The 20439-nt window shown below is 73.6% G+C and carries 18 protein-coding genes; 15 read left to right on the forward strand and 3 right to left on the reverse strand.

The features are described 5' to 3' along the window. Window positions 1-66 precede the first annotated feature (66 nt). The gene (locus ACIGO8_RS19615) at window positions 67-1329 is read left to right on the forward strand and encodes an HAD family hydrolase (RefSeq protein ID WP_399731858.1); all 1263 of its coding nucleotides are present in this window, start codon (window positions 67-69) and stop codon (window positions 1327-1329) included. Window positions 1330-1384: 55 nt separating this feature from the next. Here ACIGO8_RS19615 and ACIGO8_RS19620 read toward each other — a convergent pair whose 3' ends face one another. Further along, window positions 1385-2587 (reverse strand): amino acid deaminase/aldolase, encoded by a 1203-nt coding sequence (locus tag ACIGO8_RS19620; protein WP_399731861.1) that lies wholly within the window; start codon window positions 2585-2587, stop codon window positions 1385-1387. 477 nt (window positions 2588-3064) lie between these two features. Between ACIGO8_RS19620 and ACIGO8_RS19625 the strand changes: the two genes are divergently transcribed. Genes ACIGO8_RS19625 through ACIGO8_RS19635 form a run of 3 tightly spaced genes read left to right on the forward strand, consistent with a single transcriptional unit; the run spans window position 3065 to window position 6027 of the window. Next, window positions 3065-4078, forward strand: coding sequence for a hypothetical protein (locus ACIGO8_RS19625; protein ID WP_399731864.1), 1014 nt, complete (start codon window positions 3065-3067; stop codon window positions 4076-4078). Beyond that, window positions 4075-5268 (forward strand): type VII secretion-associated serine protease mycosin, encoded by a 1194-nt coding sequence (gene mycP, locus ACIGO8_RS19630; RefSeq protein WP_399731866.1) that lies wholly within the window; start codon window positions 4075-4077, stop codon window positions 5266-5268. Before ACIGO8_RS19625 ends, mycP begins: the two co-directional genes overlap by 4 nt. A 24-nt stretch (window positions 5269-5292) precedes the next feature. Further along, complete coding sequence (locus tag ACIGO8_RS19635) at window positions 5293-6027, forward strand: SseB family protein (RefSeq protein ID WP_399731869.1); 735 nt, start codon at window positions 5293-5295, stop codon at window positions 6025-6027. A 73-nt stretch (window positions 6028-6100) separates the two neighbouring features. On the opposite strand, the gene ACIGO8_RS19640 is transcribed toward ACIGO8_RS19635, so the two are convergent. Further along, complete coding sequence (locus ACIGO8_RS19640) at window positions 6101-6487, reverse strand: DUF1844 domain-containing protein (RefSeq protein WP_399731872.1); 387 nt, start codon at window positions 6485-6487, stop codon at window positions 6101-6103. 311 nt (window positions 6488-6798) lie between these two features. On the opposite strand from ACIGO8_RS19640, the gene infC reads away from it, so the two are divergent. The 11 genes from infC (at window position 6799) to ACIGO8_RS19695 (ending at window position 19336) form a co-directional block, all read left to right on the forward strand. Then, window positions 6799-7515, forward strand: a complete 717-nt coding sequence (gene infC / locus ACIGO8_RS19645) for a translation initiation factor IF-3 (RefSeq protein ID WP_399732433.1) — start codon at window positions 6799-6801, stop codon at window positions 7513-7515. A 126-nt stretch (window positions 7516-7641) separates the two neighbouring features. Continuing rightward, window positions 7642-7836, forward strand: coding sequence for a 50S ribosomal protein L35 (rpmI, locus tag ACIGO8_RS19650; RefSeq protein WP_041128339.1), 195 nt, complete (start codon window positions 7642-7644; stop codon window positions 7834-7836). 106 nt (window positions 7837-7942) lie between these two features. Further along, entirely contained in the window at window positions 7943-8329 is a 387-nt protein-coding gene (gene rplT / locus ACIGO8_RS19655) for a 50S ribosomal protein L20 (RefSeq protein ID WP_345282361.1), read from the forward strand. Between the two features lie 135 nt (window positions 8330-8464). Continuing rightward, window positions 8465-9313 (forward strand): TrmH family RNA methyltransferase, encoded by an 849-nt coding sequence (locus tag ACIGO8_RS19660; protein ID WP_399731875.1) that lies wholly within the window; start codon window positions 8465-8467, stop codon window positions 9311-9313. A 60-nt stretch (window positions 9314-9373) separates the two neighbouring features. Further along, window positions 9374-10588 (forward strand): ATP-binding protein, encoded by a 1215-nt coding sequence (locus ACIGO8_RS19665; RefSeq protein WP_399731878.1) that lies wholly within the window; start codon window positions 9374-9376, stop codon window positions 10586-10588. Between the two features lie 199 nt (window positions 10589-10787). Further along, complete coding sequence (pheS, locus tag ACIGO8_RS19670) at window positions 10788-11924, forward strand: phenylalanine--tRNA ligase subunit alpha (protein WP_399731881.1); 1137 nt, start codon at window positions 10788-10790, stop codon at window positions 11922-11924. After that, window positions 11924-14440 carry a phenylalanine--tRNA ligase subunit beta gene (pheT, locus tag ACIGO8_RS19675; RefSeq protein ID WP_399731884.1) on the forward strand — a complete coding sequence of 839 codons (2517 nt, stop codon included), beginning with the start codon at window positions 11924-11926 and terminating at the stop codon, window positions 14438-14440. The genes pheS and pheT overlap by 1 nt, the downstream gene beginning before the upstream one ends. A gap of 136 nt (window positions 14441-14576) precedes the next feature. Beyond that, window positions 14577-15599 carry a hypothetical protein gene (locus ACIGO8_RS19680; protein ID WP_399731887.1) on the forward strand — a complete coding sequence of 341 codons (1023 nt, stop codon included), beginning with the start codon at window positions 14577-14579 and terminating at the stop codon, window positions 15597-15599. A 238-nt stretch (window positions 15600-15837) separates the two neighbouring features. After that, window positions 15838-16902 (forward strand): PP2C family protein-serine/threonine phosphatase, encoded by a 1065-nt coding sequence (locus ACIGO8_RS19685; RefSeq protein WP_399731890.1) that lies wholly within the window; start codon window positions 15838-15840, stop codon window positions 16900-16902. 296 nt (window positions 16903-17198) lie between these two features. After that, window positions 17199-18563 carry a transcriptional regulator gene (locus ACIGO8_RS19690; protein WP_399731893.1) on the forward strand — a complete coding sequence of 455 codons (1365 nt, stop codon included), beginning with the start codon at window positions 17199-17201 and terminating at the stop codon, window positions 18561-18563. Window positions 18564-18805: 242 nt separating this feature from the next. Further along, window positions 18806-19336 carry an NUDIX domain-containing protein gene (locus ACIGO8_RS19695; RefSeq protein ID WP_399731896.1) on the forward strand — a complete coding sequence of 177 codons (531 nt, stop codon included), beginning with the start codon at window positions 18806-18808 and terminating at the stop codon, window positions 19334-19336. 143 nt (window positions 19337-19479) lie between these two features. Here the strand turns inward: ACIGO8_RS19695 and ACIGO8_RS19700 are convergent, their stop codons facing one another. Then, window positions 19480-20340 (reverse strand): 3-hydroxybutyryl-CoA dehydrogenase, encoded by an 861-nt coding sequence (locus tag ACIGO8_RS19700; RefSeq protein WP_399731899.1) that lies wholly within the window; start codon window positions 20338-20340, stop codon window positions 19480-19482. Window positions 20341-20439 lie beyond the last annotated feature (99 nt).

Consider the following 20439-nt stretch of genomic DNA (forward strand, 5'->3'; position numbering starts at 1 on the left):
CCCCCCACCCGACAGCCGGGCGTCGCAAGGCGCCCGGCTGTCCTGCGTACACCCAGGAGAGTGATCATGAACGCCAAGCTCCGCGCCTCCGCCGCCGCGGCCGCCCTCGCCCTCGCCCTCGCCGCCACCGGTCTCCTCCCCGCCACCACCGCCCAGGCGAAGCCCGCCGACTGCCCCGCCCTCACGATCTCCGAAGGCTGGTACGGAGACAACGAGGCCCGCATCGACGCCCTGATCGCCGACCACTGCCAGGACCGCCGCGCGGGCCGCAAGAAGCCCGTCGCGGTCTTCGACTGGGACAACACCGTCGTCAAGAACGACGTCGGCGACGCCACCTTCCACTGGCTGCTGCGCAACGACCGCGTCCGGCCGCCGAAGCACGGCGACTGGTCCACCACCAGCCGCTACCTGACCCCCGCGGCCGCCGCCGCCCTCGGCGAGGCCTGCCCCACCGCCGTCCGCGCCCTGCCCACCGCCACCGACACCCGCTGCGCCGACGAACTCCTGTCCGTCTACGGCTCCGGCACCACCAGCGGCGGCGAGGCCGCCTTCGCCGGCTACGACCACCGCCGCATGGAACCGCAGTACGCCTGGCTCGCCCAGCTCCTGCACGGCTGGACCACCCGCCAGGTCCGCTCCTTCGCCGCCGCCGCCCGCGCCGAGAACCTCGCCGCCCCGCAAGGCGCCACCCAGCAGGTCGGCAGCCGGCAGGTCACCGGCTGGGTCCGCTACTACGAGCAGCAGCGCGACCTCGTCCGCGCCCTCAAGGCCGCCGGCTTCGACGTCTGGATCGTCTCCGCCTCACCCGAACCGGTCGTCGAGGTCTGGGCCGAGGGCGTCGGCGTCGACGCCTCCCACACCGTCGGCATCCGCAACACCACCGACCACGGCCGCCTCACCTCCCACCTCCAGGGCTGCGGATCCGTCCGCGACGGCGAGGACGCGACGATCACCTACATCGACGGCAAGCGCTGCTGGATCAACCAGGAGATCTTCGGCGTCCGCGGCCCCGCCGCCGAACGCGTCCAGGACCCCGCCCGCCGCCCGGTCTTCGCCGCCGGCGACTCCGACACCGACGTCTCCTTCCTGCGCGACGCCACCGGACTGCGCCTCGTCCTCAACCGCAACAAGAACGAGCTGATGTGCCGGGCCTACGACGACGCCGACGGCCGCTGGCTGGTGAACCCCATGTTCATCGAACCGAAGAAGCGCAGGACGAGCCCGTACCCGTGCGCCACCACCGGATACACGGCGGCCGACGGCACCCCGCAGCCGGTACGGCGGACGGACGGCAGCGTCGTCCCCGACCAGCAGGACTCGGTGTACTGACCGCGGGTCCCGGCCGGGCGGCGGCGTACGACGCGTACGACGCGTACGACGCGTCCTAGAGGAACGTCCGGCCCTCGCCCCGGTAGGTGGGCACGGCGGCCGTCACCCGGTCGCCCGCCACCAGGTGCAGGGTGTCGAAGCGCTCGCACAGCTCGCCGGCCTTCGCGTGCCGGAACCACACCTTGTCGCCGATCCGGAGGTCGTCGGCCGGCGAGCCGAGCAGCGGCGTCTGCACCTCGCCCGGGCCCTCCCGCCGGTCGTAGCGCAGCCCCTCCGGGAGGTAGGGGACCGGCAGCCGGTCCCGGCCGGCGGCGCCCGAGGCCGGATAGCCGCCGCCGAGGACGGTCACCACGCCCACACCCGGGCGGCGCACCACCGGCTGGGCGAAGAGGGCGGCCGGGCGGCCCGTGAAGGACGAGTAGTCGTCGAAGAGCCGCGGCACGTAGAGCCCCGAACCCGCGGCGATCTCCGTCACCGCCTCCTCGGCCGCCGTGTGCTGCACACTGCCCGTGCCGCCGCCGTTGACGAACTCCAGATCCGGCGCCACCGACCGCACCGCCCGCACCACCGCCGCCCGCCGGCCCGCGAGCTCCCGGCGCGCCGCGGCCTGCATCAGCCGGACCGCGCGCGAGCGCAGCGGGCGGCCCGTGACCGTGTCCCCGACGCCCGCCACATGACCCTCGTACGCCATCAGACCCACCAGCCGGAAACCCGGCCGGCGCGCCACCGAACGGGCCAGCTCGGCCAGCTGGGCCGGCTCCCGCTGCGGCGAACGCAGCGCCCCGAAGCGCAGCCGGCCGCCCAGCAGGCGCAGCGAGGTGTCCAGCTCCAGACAGACCCGGATCTCCTGCGTGCCGCCCGCCCGCGACGCCTCGATCAGATCGAGCTGCGCCACGTCGTCCACCGTCACCGTCACGGCGCCGGCCAGCTTGGCGTCGCCCGCGAGCTCCGCGAAACCGGCGCGGTCGGCGGACGGATAGGCCAGCAGCACGTCCTCGAACCCGGCCCGTGCCAGCCACAGCGACTCCGCGAGCGTGAACGACATCACTCCCGCGAATCCCTCCCGCGCGAGCACCCGCTCCAGAAGCGCCCTGCAGCGCACCGACTTGCTCGCGACCCGCACCGGCTTGCCCCCGGCCCGGCGGACCAGATCGTCCGCGTTCGCGTCGAAAGCCTCCAGATCCACGAGGGCGAGCGGCGCGTCGAGGTGGGCGGTGGCCCGGTCGTACCGGGCGCGGTCGGCGGCACGGGGAGTCATGGCCCGAGCTTGCCAGACGGGTATAGGGGTGGGTAGCCCCTGGGTTCCCGCACCAGGGGGAACAGCCCGTAGAGTGGCGGCCATTGCTTTCGCAGATCGACCAGAGGGACGGGGATGAGCACCGAGCCGCAGCGCCCCACGTCCCGCATCACCGACGCCCTCCTGCCCTCGGACCGCCCGGACCACCAAGGCCGCCCGGACCACCGGGACCGCCCGGACCACCAGGGCCGCCCCGACACCAAGGCACCGCTGGCCGCGGGTCCGGCGCCGACAGGGGCCACGGGGGCCGCCGGGGCCACGCCCGCGTCGACCGCGGGCCGGACCGCGGGCCGGGCGGCCGCGGGCCCTGCCGGGCCTTCGGCGCCGACCGCTCGCCGGGCGTCCGCCGCGCCCACCGCGCCCGGGGTCGGTGCCGTTGCGCCCGCGACGGGCGGACCTTCGCGGCCCGCCGCGCCTCCGGCCGTCGGTCAGGCGTCCGTGGCATCCGTGGCGTCCGGCGCGTCCCTGGCCGGCGGCTCGGCGGAGGCCGGGCGGGTGCGGTCGGCCGGGCAGCCGTTGCCGCCCGAGCGGCCCGTCGTGGGCGGTGAGCCCGCCGTCGAGACGACCACGCGGCTCCGGCCGATCCGCGACACCGGACCGGTGCGGGCCGGAAGCAACGGCCGCGCCCCGCGGACGCCGTACGCGTACGACCCCTGGGCCCTCGGCGGCGAGGCGGCCGTCGAGACCACCACCCGGCTGCGGCCCGTCCGGGACCGGCACGCCGGACGTGTCGTCGCCGCCGCGGCCTGCGCCGTGCTCGCCCTCGGGCTGGTCGGCGGCGCGCTCACCGGCGCGCTGCTCGCCGGGAGCGGGGCCGGCGAGCCCGCCGAACCGGCCGGGTTCACGCCGGCCCGCGCCCTCTGGCACAACGCGCCCGTCGACACCCTCTTCCCGCCCACCCTCGCCGGTCCCTCCGCCGGTCCCGGCGGATCCGCCCGCACCTGGACCCGGATCGTCGTCGCACCCGACGCGCCCTGCACCGCCGCCAGCCTCCCCAAGGCCCTGAACACCACCCTCCGTACCGTCGGCTGCGACCGCGTCCTGCGCGCCACCTACACCGACGCCACCTCCTCGAACGTCACCACCGTCGCCCTCGTCTTCACCCAGGCCGACCCCGCCACCATGAAGACCCTCGGCTCCCGGGCCGCCGACGAGCCGCCGCCCGCCCTGTCCGCGCCCGCCACCGTCGCCGCCCGCTTCGGCGACCGGCAACGAGGCAGCTGGTGGCGGCACGTGCTGCCCGACCTGCCCGTGGTCGTCACCGCCGTCTCCGGCTTCGCCGACGGCCGCGACGTGGCCGAACCCGAGCCCGCCGACCGGGCCACGACGCCCAAGCGGGAGACCGCCGTCGCCCAGGCCGGCCTCGGCCACGAGGCCAAGGGCGTCGGCGACGCCGTCGAACGCGCCCTGCGCCGTACCGTCGCCGCCGGCCTCCAGGAGGACCAGCGGTGACCCGCACCCCGACCCCGGCCGGGCCCCGGGCCCCGCGCCGTACCGTCGCCGCCCTCCTCGCCGCCGCCTTCGCCGTCCTCCCCGCGGCCACCACACCCGCGTACGCCGACACCATCCGCGCCCGTCAGTGGGGTCTCGACGCCCTGCACACCGCCCAGGCCTGGCAGACCACCCGCGGCGAGGGCGTCACCGTCGCCGTCCTCGACACCGGCGTCGACGCCACCCACCCCGACCTCGCCGGCTCCGTCCTGCCCGGCACCGACCTCGTCGGCTTCGGCGCCGCCCGCGGCGACCGGGCCTGGGCCCGCCACGGCACCGCCATGGCCGGCATCATCGCCGGGCACGGCCACGGGCCCGGCGCCCAGGACGGCGTCCTCGGCGTCGCCCCGAAGGTCCGGATCCTGCCGGTCCGGGTCATCCTCGAAGGCACCGACAAGGCGCGCGACAAGGCCCGCAAGACCCGCGGCACCGCCCTCGCCGAGGGCATCCGCTGGGCCGCCGACCACGGCGCCGACGTCATCAACCTCTCCCTCGGCGACGACTCCGAGTCGGCCCATCCCGACGCCGGCGAGGACGCCGCCGTCCAGTACGCCCTCGGCAAGGGCGTCTCCGTCGTCGCCTCCGCCGGCAACGGCGGCGAGAAGGGCGACCACATCTCCTTCCCGGCCGCCTATCCCGGCGTCATCGCCGTCGCCGCCGTCGACCGCTACGGCACCCACGCCTCCTTCTCCACCAGCCGCTGGTACGCCACCGTCTCGGCTCCCGGCGACGACATCGTCATCGCCGACCCCGACCGCCGCTACTACGAGGGCTGGGGCACCAGCGCCGCCGCCGCGTTCGTCTCCGGCGCCGTCGCCCTCGTCCGCGCCGCCCATCCCGACCTCACGCCCGCGCAGGTCAAGCGGCTCCTCGTCGACACCGCCCGCAACCGCCCCGACGGCGGCCGCAGCGACCAGAAGGGCTACGGCACGGTCGACCCGGCCGCCGCGATCAAGGCGGGCGGCGCGCTCAAGGGCGCCGACCCCAAGGCCGCCGTCGCCGGCTACCGCGGCCGCTACTTCGGTCCCGGCCCGCAGCCCGCCCCGGAGGAGCCGCACCCCATCGGCCTCCTCGCGCCGCTCGCCGGCGGCGTCGGCATCCTCTTCCTCGCGGCGGCCGTGGCGCTGTGGCGGGGCAGCCGCAGCCGCTGAACGACCGGCCGTTAGGCTCGGAGGGTGGCGCTCAAGAACATTCCCGATCCCGGTTTCTCCGACGACGACGGCACCGCCGACCCGCGGCTGGCCGCGGCCCTCGCTGCGTGGTCGCAGGACAGAACCGCCCACGGCCCCGTCCTCGCGGCCCTGCGGGACGCCCGGCTGCTCGTGCCCGTCGTGGCCGTGCTCGGCGAGGTCGAGGTGGATCCGGAGACGGGACTGCGCCAGGAGAAGACCAGTGACATGGCGGTGCCCACGCTGACCGCCGGCGACCGGCGTGCGCTGCCGGCCTTCACCTCGACCGCCTCGCTCGCGCTGTGGGACCCGGCCGCCCGGCCGGTCGCCGTGCCGCTGCACCAGGCGCTCGCGGCCCTCGCCCACGAGAAGGCCGACACGCTGGTGCTCGACCTGGCGGGCCCGGTGCCGTACCAGGTCACCGGCCCGGCGCTGCTCGCCCTCGCCGAAGGCCGCAGCAGTACGGATCCGCTCGACGACCCGGCGGTACGGGACGCGGTCCGGGCCGCGGTCGCCGCCGAGCCGGAGGTCCTGCGCGCCCACCTGGGCCGTGGCGCCGCCGACGGCACGCTGGCCCTGGTCCTCGCCGAGGACGCCGCCCCGGCGGAGGCCGCCCAGCGCGTGGCCCGCCGCCTCGCCGCCGACGAAACACTGAGGGCCCGCCTGGTGCGCGGCCTCGACCTGGCACTCCTGCCGGCCTCGGCGACGCCTCCCGGCGAGCCCTTCTACGTAAAGAACTGACGCACGGCCCGAGCCGTACCCCCGCGGCCCTCACGGGCCGAGGGCGGCTCCTGGCCGTCCAGGTGCCCGGCTCCTAGCCGTACACCGCTCCCGTGTACTTCTCGCCCGGGCCCTGGCCCGGCTCGTCCGGGACGAAGGAGGCCTCGCGGAAGGCCAGCTGCAGGGACTTCAGTCCGTCCCGCAGCGGCGCCGCGTGGAAGGAGGAGATCTCCGTCACGCCGGCGTCGAGCAGGCCGGCCAGCGCGTGGATCAGCTTGCGGGCCTCGTCGAGGTCCTTGTGCTCGTCGCCCTCCTCGGTGAGCCCGAGCTTCACCGCGGCGGCGCTCATCAGGTTGACGGCGACCGTCACGATCACCTCGACGGCCGGGACCTCGGCGATGTCGCGGGTCATGGCCTCGAAGTCGGGGGTTTCCTGGGTGGCGGCGGAGTCGGAGGACTCGTGCCGGGGCGTCTCGCTCATGTCTCACACGATAAGCGGACGTACGGTTCGCGCCGACCGGCGGGTCCTGCTAACCTTGTGTAACGACCGGCCGGACACCTGCGTGCCCGGCCCACAAGTGGAGGCTCCGACTTCCCACCTGACCGCCCTCACGGGCGGCGGGTCACCGGTCAGACGGCGACCATCGTTCCGTACGGACGATGGAGCCGTCCGATGTGCGCCCCGCGGCTGGCCGCGGCGGTGCTCCGGTTTTCCATGGAGCCCCGCCTGTGTCCCGTCCGGGGCATTTTTCGTGTGCCGGCTCGGTTGGTCTCAACAGTCTTACCGTGAACGTGTCCGTCCGCCAGGCGGTCGCGTGGTGCTACCGAGGAGGATCCATCAGCGCCGAGCCCCGCATCAACGAGCGGATTCGCGTTCCCGAGGTGCGTCTTGTCGGCCCCAGCGGCGAGCAGGTGGGCATCGTCCCCCTTGCCAAGGCCCTGGAGCTCGCGCAGGAGTACGACCTCGATCTGGTTGAGGTCGCGGCGAACGCCCGTCCGCCCGTGTGCAAGCTCATGGACTACGGGAAGTTCAAGTACGAGTCGGCCATGAAGGCCCGTGAGGCGCGCAAGAACCAGGCGCACACGGTCATCAAGGAGATGAAGCTCCGGCCGAAGATCGACCCGCACGACTACGACACCAAGAAGGGTCACGTCGTCCGGTTCCTCAAGCAGGGCGACAAGGTCAAGATCACGATCATGTTCCGTGGTCGTGAGCAGTCCCGGCCCGAGCTCGGCTACCGGCTGCTGCAGCGCCTCGCGGAGGACGTTCAGGAGCTTGGCTTCATCGAGTCGAACCCGAAGCAGGACGGCCGGAACATGATCATGGTTCTCGGTCCGCACAAGAAGAAGACCGAGGCCATGGCCGAGGCTCGCGAGGCCCAGGCCGCGCGCAAGGCCGAGCGCCAGGGCGGTTCGTCCGACGCGGCCCAGGCCCCGGAGCCCGCCGCCGAGGAGGCCCCGGTCGAGCAGGCTTCGGCCGACACGTCGGCCGAGAACCCCGAGGCGTGATCCCGCGGGGCTGCCGGCCCGGCAGCCCCAGGGTTCCGCCCCGGAACCACCAATCGAAGAATTGACGCTCCCGGTTGTCCGGTCCCCGCACCGGGGGAGCGCCACTGACGAGGAGATAACGGCGCTATGCCGAAGAACAAGACGCACTCCGGTGCCAAGAAGCGCTTCAAGGTCACCGGCTCCGGCAAGATCCTGCGCGAGCGCGCCGGCAAGCGCCACCTGCTCGAGCACAAGTCGTCCAAGCTGACGCGTCGCCTCACGGGCAACGCCGAGATGGCCCCGGGTGACTCCGCCAAGATCAAGAAGATGCTGGGCATCTGATCTGATCTCCCGCCCTCGGCGACGAGGGCATCCGGCACAGACCGGGACCCATCCGTTTTCCGGGTCGTGTGAGGACCACCGCGACCCCGCTACAAGGAGTTAAGAAGTGGCACGCGTCAAGCGGGCAGTCAACGCCCACAAGAAGCGCCGGGCGATCCTCGAGCAGGCCTCCGGCTACCGCGGTCAGCGCTCGCGCCTGTACCGCAAGGCCAAGGAGCAGGTCACCCACTCGCTGGTCTACAACTACAACGACCGCAAGAAGCGCAAGGGCGACTTCCGTCAGCTGTGGATCCAGCGCATCAACGCCGCTGCCCGCCTGAACGGCATGACGTACAACCGCCTCATCCAGGGTCTGAAGGCCGCCAACATCGAGGTGGACCGCAAGATCCTGGCCGAGCTGGCCGTCAACGACGCGGGCGCGTTCGCCGCGCTGGTCGAGGTCGCGCAGAAGGCCCTCCCGGCCGACGTCAACGCCCCGAAGGCCGCCGCCTGATCTTCCAGGCCGCAGTACTTCTGCCCGGACCCGCAGGCCCCGCGCCTGCGGGTCCGGCGCGTTGACCGCCCCTTTCGCCGCACGCCGTCGTACGTTCCCGAGCCGAGCCGAGTCGAGTCAGAGAGCCGCAGGCACATGTCCACCCCCGAGCTGATCTCCCCGCGTTCCCCGCGCGTCGTCGCCGCCCGGCGGCTCGCCAAGCGCAACTTCCGGGGCAAGGACCGCCTCTTCATCGCCGAGGGCCCGCAGGCCGTCCGTGAGGCCGTCGAGCACCGCGGCAGCGGCGGAGAGCCCACCCTCGTCGAGCTCTTCACCACCGTCGAGGCCGCCGAGCGCTACGCCGTGATCGTCGAGGCCGCGCGCGCCGCCGGGGCCCGCGTCCACCTCGCCTCCGACGCCGTCCTCGCCGAGGTCTCGCAGACCGTCACGCCGCAGGGCCTGGTCGGCGTCTGCCGCTTCCTCGACTCGCCCTTCGAGGAGATCATCGCCGCCCGGCCCAAGCTGGTCGCCGTCCTCGCCCACGTCCGCGACCCCGGAAACGCCGGCACCGTGCTGCGCTGCGCCGACGCGGCCGGCGCCGACGCCGTGATCCTCACCGACGCGTCCGTGGACCTCTACAACCCGAAGTCCGTGCGCGCCTCCGTCGGCTCCCTCTTCCACCTCCCGGTCGCCGTCGGCGTCCCGGTCGAGCAGGCCGTCGCGGGCCTCAAGGGCGCCGGTGTGCGCATCCTGGCCGCCGACGGCGCGGGCGAGGACGACCTCGACGACGAGCTGGACGCGGGCACCATGGGCGGGCCCACCGCCTGGGTCTTCGGCAACGAGGCCTGGGGCCTGCCCGAGGAGACCCGGGCCCTCGCCGACGCCGTCGTGCGCGTCCCGATCCACGGCAAGGCCGAGAGCCTCAACCTCGCGACCGCCGCGGCCGTGTGCCTGTACGCGTCCGCGCGCGCCCAACGGCCCCAGCGCCCGCGCGACACCGCCTGAGCGCTGTAGGGTGACGCACTCGGGGCCCACTGCGGTTGACGGAGGGGTGGGATTACGGGGATGACGGTCGGCACGGGCAGTCCCGCGGAAGCCGCGCAGGTCGCGGAGGCACGGAGCCCCGTGCCGCGCGCGCCCGAACCACCGCCGCCCGCCGCACCGGAGCCTGCCGCGCCCGAGCCGCCCGCAGCGGCGCCGGCCGCCCCGTACGAGCTCGGCCTCGGCCTCGGCATCGATCCCGACGACCTGCCCGACGGTCTGGTCGTCGCCGACGAGACCGGGCGGGTCGTCTGCTTCAACGCCGCCGCCAGCCGCATCACCGCCGTCCCCGGCGACGCCGCCCTCGGCCGGCCGCTCGACCAGGCGCTGCCGCTCGAGGACCTCAAGGGCCGCCGCTGGTGGCCGCTCACCGACCCGTACGGCGGCCTCGCCACCCGCCGCGGCCAGCCCGAGCGCAATCTGCTGCTGCCCGGCGGCCGCGAGGTCCTCGTGTCCGCCCGCTACGTCCGCACGCGTCCCACCGGTCCCGTCCGGCGGGTCGTCGTGTCGCTGCGCGGCACCGAGGCCCGGCGGCGCACCGAACGCAGCCACGCCGAGCTCATCGCCACCGTCGCCCACGAGCTCCGCTCGCCGCTCACCTCCGTCAAGGGCTTCACCGCCACCCTCCTCGACAAGTGGGAGCGGTTCACCGACGACCAGAAGCGGCTCATGCTGGAGACCGTCGACGCCGACGCCGGCCGCATCAAACGGCTCATCGCCGAGCTCCTCGACATCTCGCGGATCGACTCCGGCCGGCTGGAGGTGCGCCGCCAGCCCGTCGACATCGCCGCCGCCGTCGGCCGCCACGTCCACGCCCACACCACCGGCGGTCAGTCCCCGGACCGGTTCTTCGTCCGCGTACGGCCCGACCTGCCCGAGCTGTGGGCCGACCCCGACAAGATCGACCAGATCCTCGGCAACCTGCTGGAAAATGCGGTGCGCCACGGCGAGGGAACCGTCACCATCGAGGTGGCACCCACCACGTGCACCACCGACGGAGAGAAGGGGACGGAGGTCACCGTGAGCGACGAGGGCCCCGGCATCCCCGAGGAGTCCATGGGCCGCGTCTTCACCCGCTTCTGGCGGGGCAGCAAGCGCGGCGGCACCGGTCTCGGCCTCTACATCGTCAAGGGCGTCGTCGAGGCCCACGGCGGCACGATCACCGTCGGACGCGGTCCCCGTGGCGGGGCCGAGTTCCGATTTATCCTGCCCGTCGGCACCCCGGCCCACCTCCTCTGAGGTCCGCCGAGGCTCCGCCGGGCCTCCCGCTCCTCTCCGCGGCCGTCTCACCAGACGAGACCGTACGAGATCCGGAGCCGCCCCGGCCGCCCACGGGCTCATTCGCGTCCCACCACCCCGTTAGACTCGTCCTTTGGCACGTTTGCGCCCTTGACGTCGAGCGGGGCCGCCCAGCCAGCCAACGGAAGCACGGGAAGAGATGTCGGCACCCAATAAGTCGTACGACCCGGTCGAGGTCGAGGCCTTGAAACCGGAAGAGATCGAGCGCATGCGGGACGAGGCGCTCGCCGCCTTCGCCGCCGCAGGCGACCTCGACGCGCTCGCCCACGCGAAGACCGCGCACACCGGCGGCACCTCGCCGCTGGCGCTCGCCAACCGCGAGATCGGCGCCCTGCCGCCGCAGGCCAAGGCCGCCGCCGGCAAGCTCGTGGGCCAGGCCCGCGGCGCCGTCTCCAAGGCGCTGGCCGCCCGCCAGGCCGAGCTGGAGGCCGACCGCGACGCGCGCGTCCTCGTCGAGGAGGCCGTCGACGTCACCCTGCCGTACGACCGGGTCCCGGCCGGCGCCCGCCACCCGCTGACCACGCTGATGGAGCGCGTCGCCGACGTCTTCGTCTCCATGGGCTACGAGGTCGCCGAGGGCCCCGAGGTCGAGGCCGAGTGGTTCAACTTCGACGCCCTCAACTTCGTGCCGGACCACCCGGCGCGCCAGATGCAGGACACCTTCTTCGTCCAGGGCACCGTCGAGGGCACCGCGACGAGCGGCGACGAGTCCGGTGTCGTGCTCCGCACGCACACCTCGCCGGTCCAGGCCCGCACCCTCATCGACCGGGAGCCCCCGGTCTACGTGGTGTGCCCCGGCCGCGTCTACCGCACCGACGAGCTCGACGCCACCCACACGCCGGTCTTCCACCAGATCGAGCTGCTGGCCGTCGACGAGGGCCTGACGATGGCCGACCTGAAGGGCACCCTCGACCACATGGTCCAGGCGCTCTTCGGGGCGGACATGAAGACCCGGCTCCGCCCGAACTTCTTCCCCTTCACCGAGCCGTCCGCCGAGATGGACATGCTCTGCTACGTCTGCCGCGGCGAGTCCGTCGGCAACCCCGACCGCCCGTGCCGCACCTGTGGCAGCGAGGGCTGGATCGAGCTCGGCGGCTGCGGCATGGTCAACCCGAAGGTGCTCGTCGCCTGCGGTGTGGACCCCGAGAAGTACAGCGGATTCGCCTTCGGGTTCGGCATCGAGCGGATGCTGATGTTCCGCCACAACGTCGAAGACATGCGAGACATGGTCGAGGGTGACGTCCGGTTCACCCGGCCGTTCGGGATGGAGATCTGATGCGGGTCCCGCTTTCTTGGCTGCGGGAGTACGTCGACCTGCCGGTGACGGAGACCGGCCGCGACGTGCAGGCCAAGCTCATTTCGGCAGGACTCGAGGTCGAGACCGTCGAGCAGCTCGGCGCGGGCCTCACCGGCCCGCTGGTGGTCGGCAAGGTCCTCACCATCGAGGAGCTGACGGAGTTCAAGAAGCCCATCCGCTTCTGCACCGTCGACGTCGGCCAGGCCAACGGCACCGGCGAGCCCCAGGAGATCATCTGCGGCGCCCGCAACTTCGCCGAGGGCGACAAGGTCGTCGTGGCCCTGCCCGGCGCCGTGCTGCCCGGTGACTTCCGGATCGCCGAGCGCAAGACGTACGGCCGGGTCTCGCGCGGCATGATCTGCTCGGGCGACGAGCTCGGCATGGGCGACGACGGCACGCACGGCATCATCGTGCTGCCGCCGGAGCACGAGGTCGGCACCGACGCCACCGCCCTCCTGGAGCTGTACGACGAGGTCCTCGACATCGCCGTCACCCCGGACCGCGGCTACTGCCTGTCGATGCGCGGCGTCGCCCGCGAGACCGCCATCGCCTACGGCCTGCCGCTGCGCGACCCGGCGCTGCTCGACGTGCCCGCGCCCAACGCGTACGGCTACCCGGTCCAGATCGCCGACCCGATCGGCTGCGACCGCTTCACCGCCCGCACGGTCGTCGGTCTCGACCCCGAGGCCCGGTCGCCGATCTGGCTGAAGCGCCGCCTCCAGAAGGCCGGCATGCGCCCGATCTCGCTCGCCGTCGACATCACCAACTACGTGATGCTCGAGCTCGGCCAGCCGCTGCACGCCTACGACCGCAGCCGTCTCGACGGGCCCATCGGGGTCCGCCGGGCCGCCGCCGGCGAGAAGATCACCACGCTCGACGGCACCGCGCGGGTCCTCGACTCCGGCGACCTGGTCATCACCGACAACCGCGGGCCGATCGGCATCGCGGGCGTCATGGGCGGCGCCCACACGGAGATCGCCGACCACACGGACACCGAGGGCGCCACCACCGAGGTCGTCATCGAGGCCGCGCACTTCGACGCGATCTCCATCGCGCGCACGGCCCGCCGCCACAAGCTGCCCTCCGAGGCGTCCAGGCGCTTCGAGCGCGGTGTCGACCCGCAGGCCGCCGCCGCGGCCGCGCAGCGCACCGTCGACCTGCTCGTGCTGCTCGCGGGCGGCACGGCGGAGGCCGGCGTCACCGAGGTCGTCGCGCCGTCCGCGCCGCACACGATCACCATGCCGGCGAACCACCCGGACAAGGTCGCGGGCGTCGACTACGGCCGCGAGACCGTCGTCCGCCGCCTCCAGGAGATCGGCTGTGACGTCTACGGGCAGGACGAGCTCGTCGTCACCGTCCCGTCCTGGCGGCCCGACCTCTACGTGCCGAACGACCTGGCCGAAGAGGTCATCCGGCTGGAGGGCTACGAGAACCTGCCCTCCACGCTGCCCAAGCCCCCGGCCGGCCGCGGCCTGACCGAGCGCCAGCGCGTCCACCGCCGGGTGGGCCGCGCCCTGGCCGGCGCCGGCTACGTCGAGGCGCTGAACTACCCCTTCATCGGCGAGCACGTCTTCGACCAGCTCGGCCTGGACGCGGACGACGACCGCCGCCGGGTCGTCAAGCTGGTCAACCCGCTCTCCGACGAGGAGCCCGCCCTCCGTACGACGCTGCTGCCGGGCCTGCTCGGCGCGCTGCGCCGCAACGACGGCCGCGGCAGCCACGACCTGGCGCTCTTCGAGACCGGCCTGGTCTTCCGGCCCACCGAGGGCGGGCCGGGCGTCGCCGCCCGGCTGCCCGTCGACCACCGCCCGTCCGACGAGGAGATCGCCCGCGTCAACGCCGTGCTGCCCGCGCAGCCGCGCCGCGTGGCCGTCGTCCTCGCCGGTGCGCGCGAGCAGGCCGGCTGGTGGGGCAAGGGCCGCCCGTCCGACTGGGCGGACGCGATCCAGGCGGCGCGCGTGGTGGCCGCCGAGGCCGGCGTGGAGCTGCTGATCGACGCCGACCAGCACGCGCCGTGGCACCCGGGCCGCTGCGCCGCGTTCCACGTCGTGATCGACGGGGTGAAGACCCTGGCCGGCCACGGCGGCGAACTCCACCCGCGCGTGGTCAAGGCGCTCGGCCTGCCGGCCCGCACCTGCGCGATGGAGCTCGACCTGGACGTCCTGGAGCGGGCGAGCGAGGGCCCCCTGAAGGCCCCGCGCATCTCCGCCTTCCCGGTCGCTACCCAGGACGTCGCCCTGGTCGTCGACCAGGAGGTCCCGTCCGCCACGGTCGAGCACTACCTGGCCGGTGGCGCGGGTGAACTCCTCGAGTCGATCCGCCTGTTCGACGTCTACACCGGCGACCAGGTCGGCGAGGGCAAGAAGTCCCTGGCCTACGCCCTCCGCTTCCGCGCCCCCGACCGCACCCTGACGGTCGAGGAGGCCACCGCGGCCCGCGACGCCGCGGTCGCCCTGGCCGCGGAACACACCGGCGCGGTCCTGCGCGGCGCCTGACGCCACCGCCGCACCACACGACAGGGGCCCCGCCCCGGGCAACCAGCCCGGGCCGGGGCCCCTTTAGTCTGGGAAGCCCAGAGGGGCCTCGAGAACCGGAGGCCTCCCATGCGGTGTTCGAGCAGGGGGAGAACACGTGCCACTCGTAGCGATCCAGCCGTCCTACGGAAATTCCGTCGCGCGCCTTCACTGGAAGGAAACCCTGGACAAGGAAGTGCCTTTCGCCACCGGGAAGTACGCCGACGCCCTCTCCGCGCGAGAGCGGGAAGCTCTGGAGCGGATCCATCCGGAGGGCAGGGCGCGATTCTGGGGTGCGACCGCCGTCCAGGACGGCAACATGGCACGACTTCGTACCGGCGACGTCGTGCTGTTCACGGGGAAGAAGCTCGTACGGGGCATAGGCGAGGTCGGCGTCACCTTCAGGAACGCTCTCTTCGCCGACACGATGTGGCGGCCGGACCCCGACAAGGGGAGCTGGCACAACGTCTACAGCCTCCTTTCGTTCCGTCGCACCGACATTCCCTACGAGGAGATCTGGGACCTGCCGAGCTTCAACGTGGGTGACAACTTCATGGGGCTGCGGGTGCTCGAGGGACCCAAGGCCGACGAGGTCCTCGAAGGACTCGGCATCACCACAGTCACCGAGGCCAGGCGCAAGCACGCCCGGGACGTGGCGGTGGCGACGGCCATCGCCGGCGGGACCCGGATCGTCCCCGTCGAGAACGTCCATACCTCCAGCGCCGCCTACCGGCGCGAGGAACGCGAGATAGAGGTGCTCCGAACCGAGGCACTTCTTGTCAAGGAGTACAGGGCGACGCTGAGCGGGGTCGACGTCCGGCGCCTGCGTACGCCGTCCGGGATCACCGACCTCCATGTCACGGGCCCGGAGGGTACGGAGATCATCGAGGCCAAGAGCAGTGGTGAACACGGCTACGTCCGGGCAGCGCTCGCCCAACTCCTCGACTACGCGCCGCACAGCCCGCTTCCCGCGGACCGTCTCAGCGCCCTCTTCCCGGACAAGCCGCAGGACGCGGACGTCAGGCTGCTGCACCGCTACGGAATCGACTGCCTCTACCGGTCTGCTCCGCACACGTTCGAACGCGCCGAGGCACCGGCCGAGGCCAGGGAGCACATGCGCAAGGCCTGGGGCGAGGCGTGATCCTGGGCTTGAACTGAGGCGATGTCCTCGAGGCGGTTCCGAGGCGCGCCGCGACGGCGGCTCGAGGCCCGGGCCCCGGCGCTCACTCACCTCTGCGAGGCGGCTCACTCCTTCGGGTGAGATCTTCGGGGGAGGATCCCCGGTGTTCCGTGGCGCCGCGAGAATCGACGCGGCCACAGGGGCGGGCCTGTGTGCCGCAGGGTCTTCGGGCGCTGGCGGGCCTCGGGAAGGGCCGTGGATGTTCCGTGACAGGTCATTGGTTGCCGAAGGCTCCCGGCTGCGGCGGACGGCTCCGCTGGTCGCTCCGAGTGTGTGGGGAGCGGCGGCCGTCGCCTGGAAGGTGTGGTGTCCGCTGGCCGCCGAGCCGGGGCTCGCCGCGCGGGTCGCCACCAGCGTCGTGTTCCTCGGGGTCGGGGCCGGGCTGGTGCTCGGGGTGCGGCGGGGACTCGTACGGGAGTTGGCGCGGGTACGGGCCGTGGCCGATGCCACGCAGCAGGTGTTGCTGAGGCCGCCGCCGGCGCGGATCGACGGGCTCGCGGTCGCCGCGGGGCAGCTGTCCGCGTCGCGCGGGGCGGTGGTCGGCGGCGATCTGTACGAGGCGACCGCCACGCCGTACGGGGTGCGGATCGTGATCGGGGACGTGCGCGGGCACGGGCTCGCCGCGCTCGGCGCGGTGGTGGCCCTGCTCGGCAGCTTCCGCGAGGCCGCCCACGACGAGGCCGAACTCGCCGGTGTGCTGCGCAGACTGGAGCGGGCGCTGGCCCGGCATCTGTGCGAGCGGGCCCGCGAGGAGCACCCGGCCCGGGCCGCGCGGGCGCCGGAGCATCCCGCGGCCGAGGAGTTCGTGACCCTGCTGCTCCTGGAGATCCGCCCCGACGGGACCGTGGACGTCCTCGACTGCGGCCATCCCGGCCCGTACCGTCTCGGCCGGTGCGTCGAGGCCGTGCCCGTCGGCGAACCGCTGCCGCCGCTCGGCGTCTTCCCGCTGCCCGCCGACCTGGTGCCGCACCGCGCACGGCTGCTGCCCGGCGAGACGCTGGTGCTCTACACCGACGGCGCGGAGGAGGCCCGCGACGGGCGCGGCCGGTTCTTCCCGCTGGACGCCGTCCTCGCCGGGGCGGCCCGCGAGGCCCCGGCCGCGGTCGTGCGGCGCGTCCAGACCGCGCTGCTGCGCCACACGGGCGGCCGGCTCACCGACGACGTCGCCCTCCTCGTCGTACGCAACGACCGGGTGCGGGTACCGGCGCAGCCCGCCGAACCCGGGCTGCGCCGTACCCGGCCCGCGCCCTCCCCGCACCGGTGACGAGCACCGGTGGGACAAGGAGGACGGGTGGCCGGCGCCGCCCGCGCTGCCACGGAGTGTCGGGCAGATCAACAGCACGGGCGGCGCGGGACCGGACGGCCGCACTGTTCGAGGGGGAGCCGGCGGCCCGGTCCTCGCCCTTCGGCGAGGGACCCAAGTCAACCCGTCACGGGGTGACTTCGACAGCGAGCGCGGAAGGGAAGAACGAGCACTTCATTCACACCCCGTGCGAAACCGTCCGCTACCAGGGCCTGTCGGGCCCTAATCTGAGCGCACCGAATCACCGGAGCGGTCCCATGCAGCCCCACACGCCTCCCCGCACCCTGCCCAACGCACTCCTCGACGCCCTCCTCGACGAAGCGGGCATCTCCAACGCCGGCCTCGCCTCCCGGGTGAACCAGGCCGGCCGCGCCCGCGGCCTCGCCCTGCGCTACGAACACACCGCCGTCGCCCGGTGGCTGAAGGGCCAGCGGCCGCGAGGACAGGTCCCTGACCTGATCTGCGAGGTGCTCGCCGGCCGGCTGCACCGCGCCGTCACGCTCGACGACATCGGCCTCGGCGTGCCCGGCGCCGGCCCTCCGGCGCCCGGCACACCGCTCTCCGGCTTCGTCGAGCGGGCCACCGCCCTGTGGCGCTCCGACGAGCAGCAGCGCCCGCACCTCCACGGCGCGCCGGCGGTGACCGGTACCCCGGCCGTGATGCCGGTGTGGGAGTGGGAGAACCCGCCGGAGGACGTGGACGTCTCCCGTGACGGCCGGACCCGGGTGTCGGCCGCCGACGTGTCGATGCTGACGGCCGCCCGCGCGCACTACGAGCAGATGTACCGCAAGGCCGGCGGCCTGGCGACGCGTGCCCGGATCGTCGGCTTCCTCAACACCGAGACCGCTCCGCTGCTCCGCGGCGCCTACGGCGACGCGCTCGGGCGGCGGCTGCACCGGGCGACCGGCGGCCTGGTGGCGGTGGCCGGGATCTGCGCGTACGACTCCGACGCCCAGGGTCTCGCCCAGCGCTACTTCCACCAGGCGCTGCGGCTGGCCAAGGCGAGCGGCGACCGCGGGTTCGGCGCGTACGTGGTGGCGCTGCTCGTCAACCAGTCGCTGTTCACGGGGGAGTACCGGCAGGCGGTGGCGTTCGCGGAGGCGGCGCTGCGCTCGGCGGGCCGGGAGATCACGGCCGCGCTCGCCGCCGATCTGACGGCGATGCAGGCGAAGGCCTACGCGCACCTCGGCGACGGGGCGGCGGCGCTGGCCTGCATCCGCCGGGCGGAGAGCGAGGCGGAGCGGATCAGCCCGGGCAGCGAGCCGGCCGAGACCGGATACGTCCAGCCCGGCCTCGTCAACGTACAGGTCGCCGAGGCCTTGCTCAGCCTGGGTGAACTCACGGCGGCCCGCGCGCACGCGGCGGCGGCCGTGGAGACGCCGGCGCACGACCGCGGGCGGGTGCACCGGCTGGCCATGCTCTGCCAGATCGAGCTGCGGCAGGGAGAGCCGGACCGGGCGGCGCGCACGGCGGTGGAGATGACCGAGCGGGCGCGCGGGATGGAGTCGCGGCGGCTGCGGGACCGGCTGCGGCTGGTGCGCGAGCAGCTGCTGGCGAGCGGAGGAGCGGAGGCACGGGAGGCGGTGGACCTCATCGACGCCGCCCTGCGCGTACCGCTCTGAGAAAGGCGGCGGGACGACACGCGGCGGGTCGACCGGCTGCGGGACCACCGGCGGGACGACCACCGGCGGGACGACCGGCGGCGGGTGAGGTCCGCGGCGCCCTCGGCGGCGGCGCGCGGGCCCGTGTCGCGCGCCGCGGCCGCGCGCCGGTCACGCGCCCCCGTGAGCGATTCCTTGCGACCTGGTAGTAGCTGCGATATTGCCACCAAGTAATCACCGACCAGTCGGAAGGTGGCAGAAACGTGCAGTGGACGAAATTAAGCGAACAGGCCGTCTATGAGAACCCGTGGTTCCGGGTCCAGCTCGCGGACGTCGAACTCCCCGACGGCCGCCGTCTCGACCACTATCTGATCCGGCTCCGCCCGGTCGCCGCCGCGACCGCCGTCAACGACGCCGACGAGGTGCTGCTGCTCTGGCGCCACCGCTTCATCACCGACAGCTGGGGCTGGGAGCTGGCCGCCGGAGTCGTCGAGGACGGCGAGGAGATCGAGGCCGCCGCCGCGCGCGAGATGGAGGAGGAGACCGGCTGGCGCCCGGGGCCGCTGCGCCCGCTCCTCACCGTCGAGCCGTCCAACGGCCTCACCGACGCCCGCCACCACCTCTACTGGGCCGAGGAGGCGACCTGGACCGGCCCGCCCCAGGACGCCTTCGAGTCCTCGCGCCTGGAGTGGGTCCCGCTCAAGCTCGTCCCCGACATGGTCGCCCGGGGCGAGGTGCCCGCCGCCAACATGGCCGCCGGGCTGCTGATGCTGCACCACCTGCGGCTCGGCTGACGGCTCGGCTGACGGCTCGGCCGACGGCTGGGCCGACGGCTGGGCTGACGCCCGGCCGTACGCCGCGAACGGCGCGCGGAAAGGCCGGACGGCCCGTACCTGTGCGGTGTACGGGCCGTCCGGCGGCAGGGGAGAAAAGTCTTTCAGGCGTACGGGTAGAAGCCCGAGCCGGTCTTCCGGCCGAGTCGGCCCGCGTCCACCATGCGCTGGAGCAGCGGCGGAGCGGCGTACAGCGGCTCCTTGTACTCGGCGTACATCGAGTCGGCGATCGAGGCGATCGTGTCGAGACCGATCAGGTCGGAGAGCTTCAGCGGGCCCATCGGGTGGGCGCAGCCGAATTCCATGCCGTTGTCGATGTCCTCGCGGCTCGCGATGCCCGACTCGAACATCCGGATCGCGGAGAGCAGATACGGCACGAGGAGCGCGTTCACCACGAAGCCCGAACGGTCCTGCGCCCGGATCGCGTGCTTGCCGAGGGTCTTCTCGGCGAAGATCTGCGCCCGGCTGATCGTGCCCTCGGAGGTGGTGAGGGCGGGGATCAGCTCGACGAGCTTCTGCACCGGAGCCGGGTTGAAGAAGTGGATGCCGACGACCTGGTCCGGGCGCGAGGTCGCCACGGCCAGCTTCACCAGCGGGATCGAGGAGGTGTTGGAGGCCAAGATGGCGTCCGGCCGGGTCACCACCTGGTCGAGCACCTGGAAGATCTCGGTCTTGACCTGCTCGTTCTCCACGACCGCCTCGATCACGAGGTCGCGGTCGGCGAACTCGCCCAGGTCGGTGGTGAAGCTCAGCCGCGCGAGCGTCTCGTCGCGCTCCTCCTCGCTGATCTTGCCGCGTTCGGCGGCCTTGGCGAGCGAGTTGTAGAGCCGCGTACGGCCGATCTCCAGCGCCTCTCCGGTGGTCTCGGCGACCTTCACGTCAAGGCCGCTGCGGGCGCACACCTCCGCGATGCCCGCGCCCATCTGGCCGCAGCCGACCACTCCGACGCGCTCAATGTCGGCCATGGAGTCCGTCACCTCGTGCCTTTCGCTCTCTGCTGGCGGCGGGCCCGTGTGATTCCGGTGCGTCCGCCTCGACTCCACGACGTTACTCCTGACGGAGCA

The organism is Streptomyces sp. NPDC053493, from assembly GCF_044544825.1.
Classification (GTDB): Bacteria; Actinomycetota; Actinomycetes; order Streptomycetales; family Streptomycetaceae; genus Streptomyces.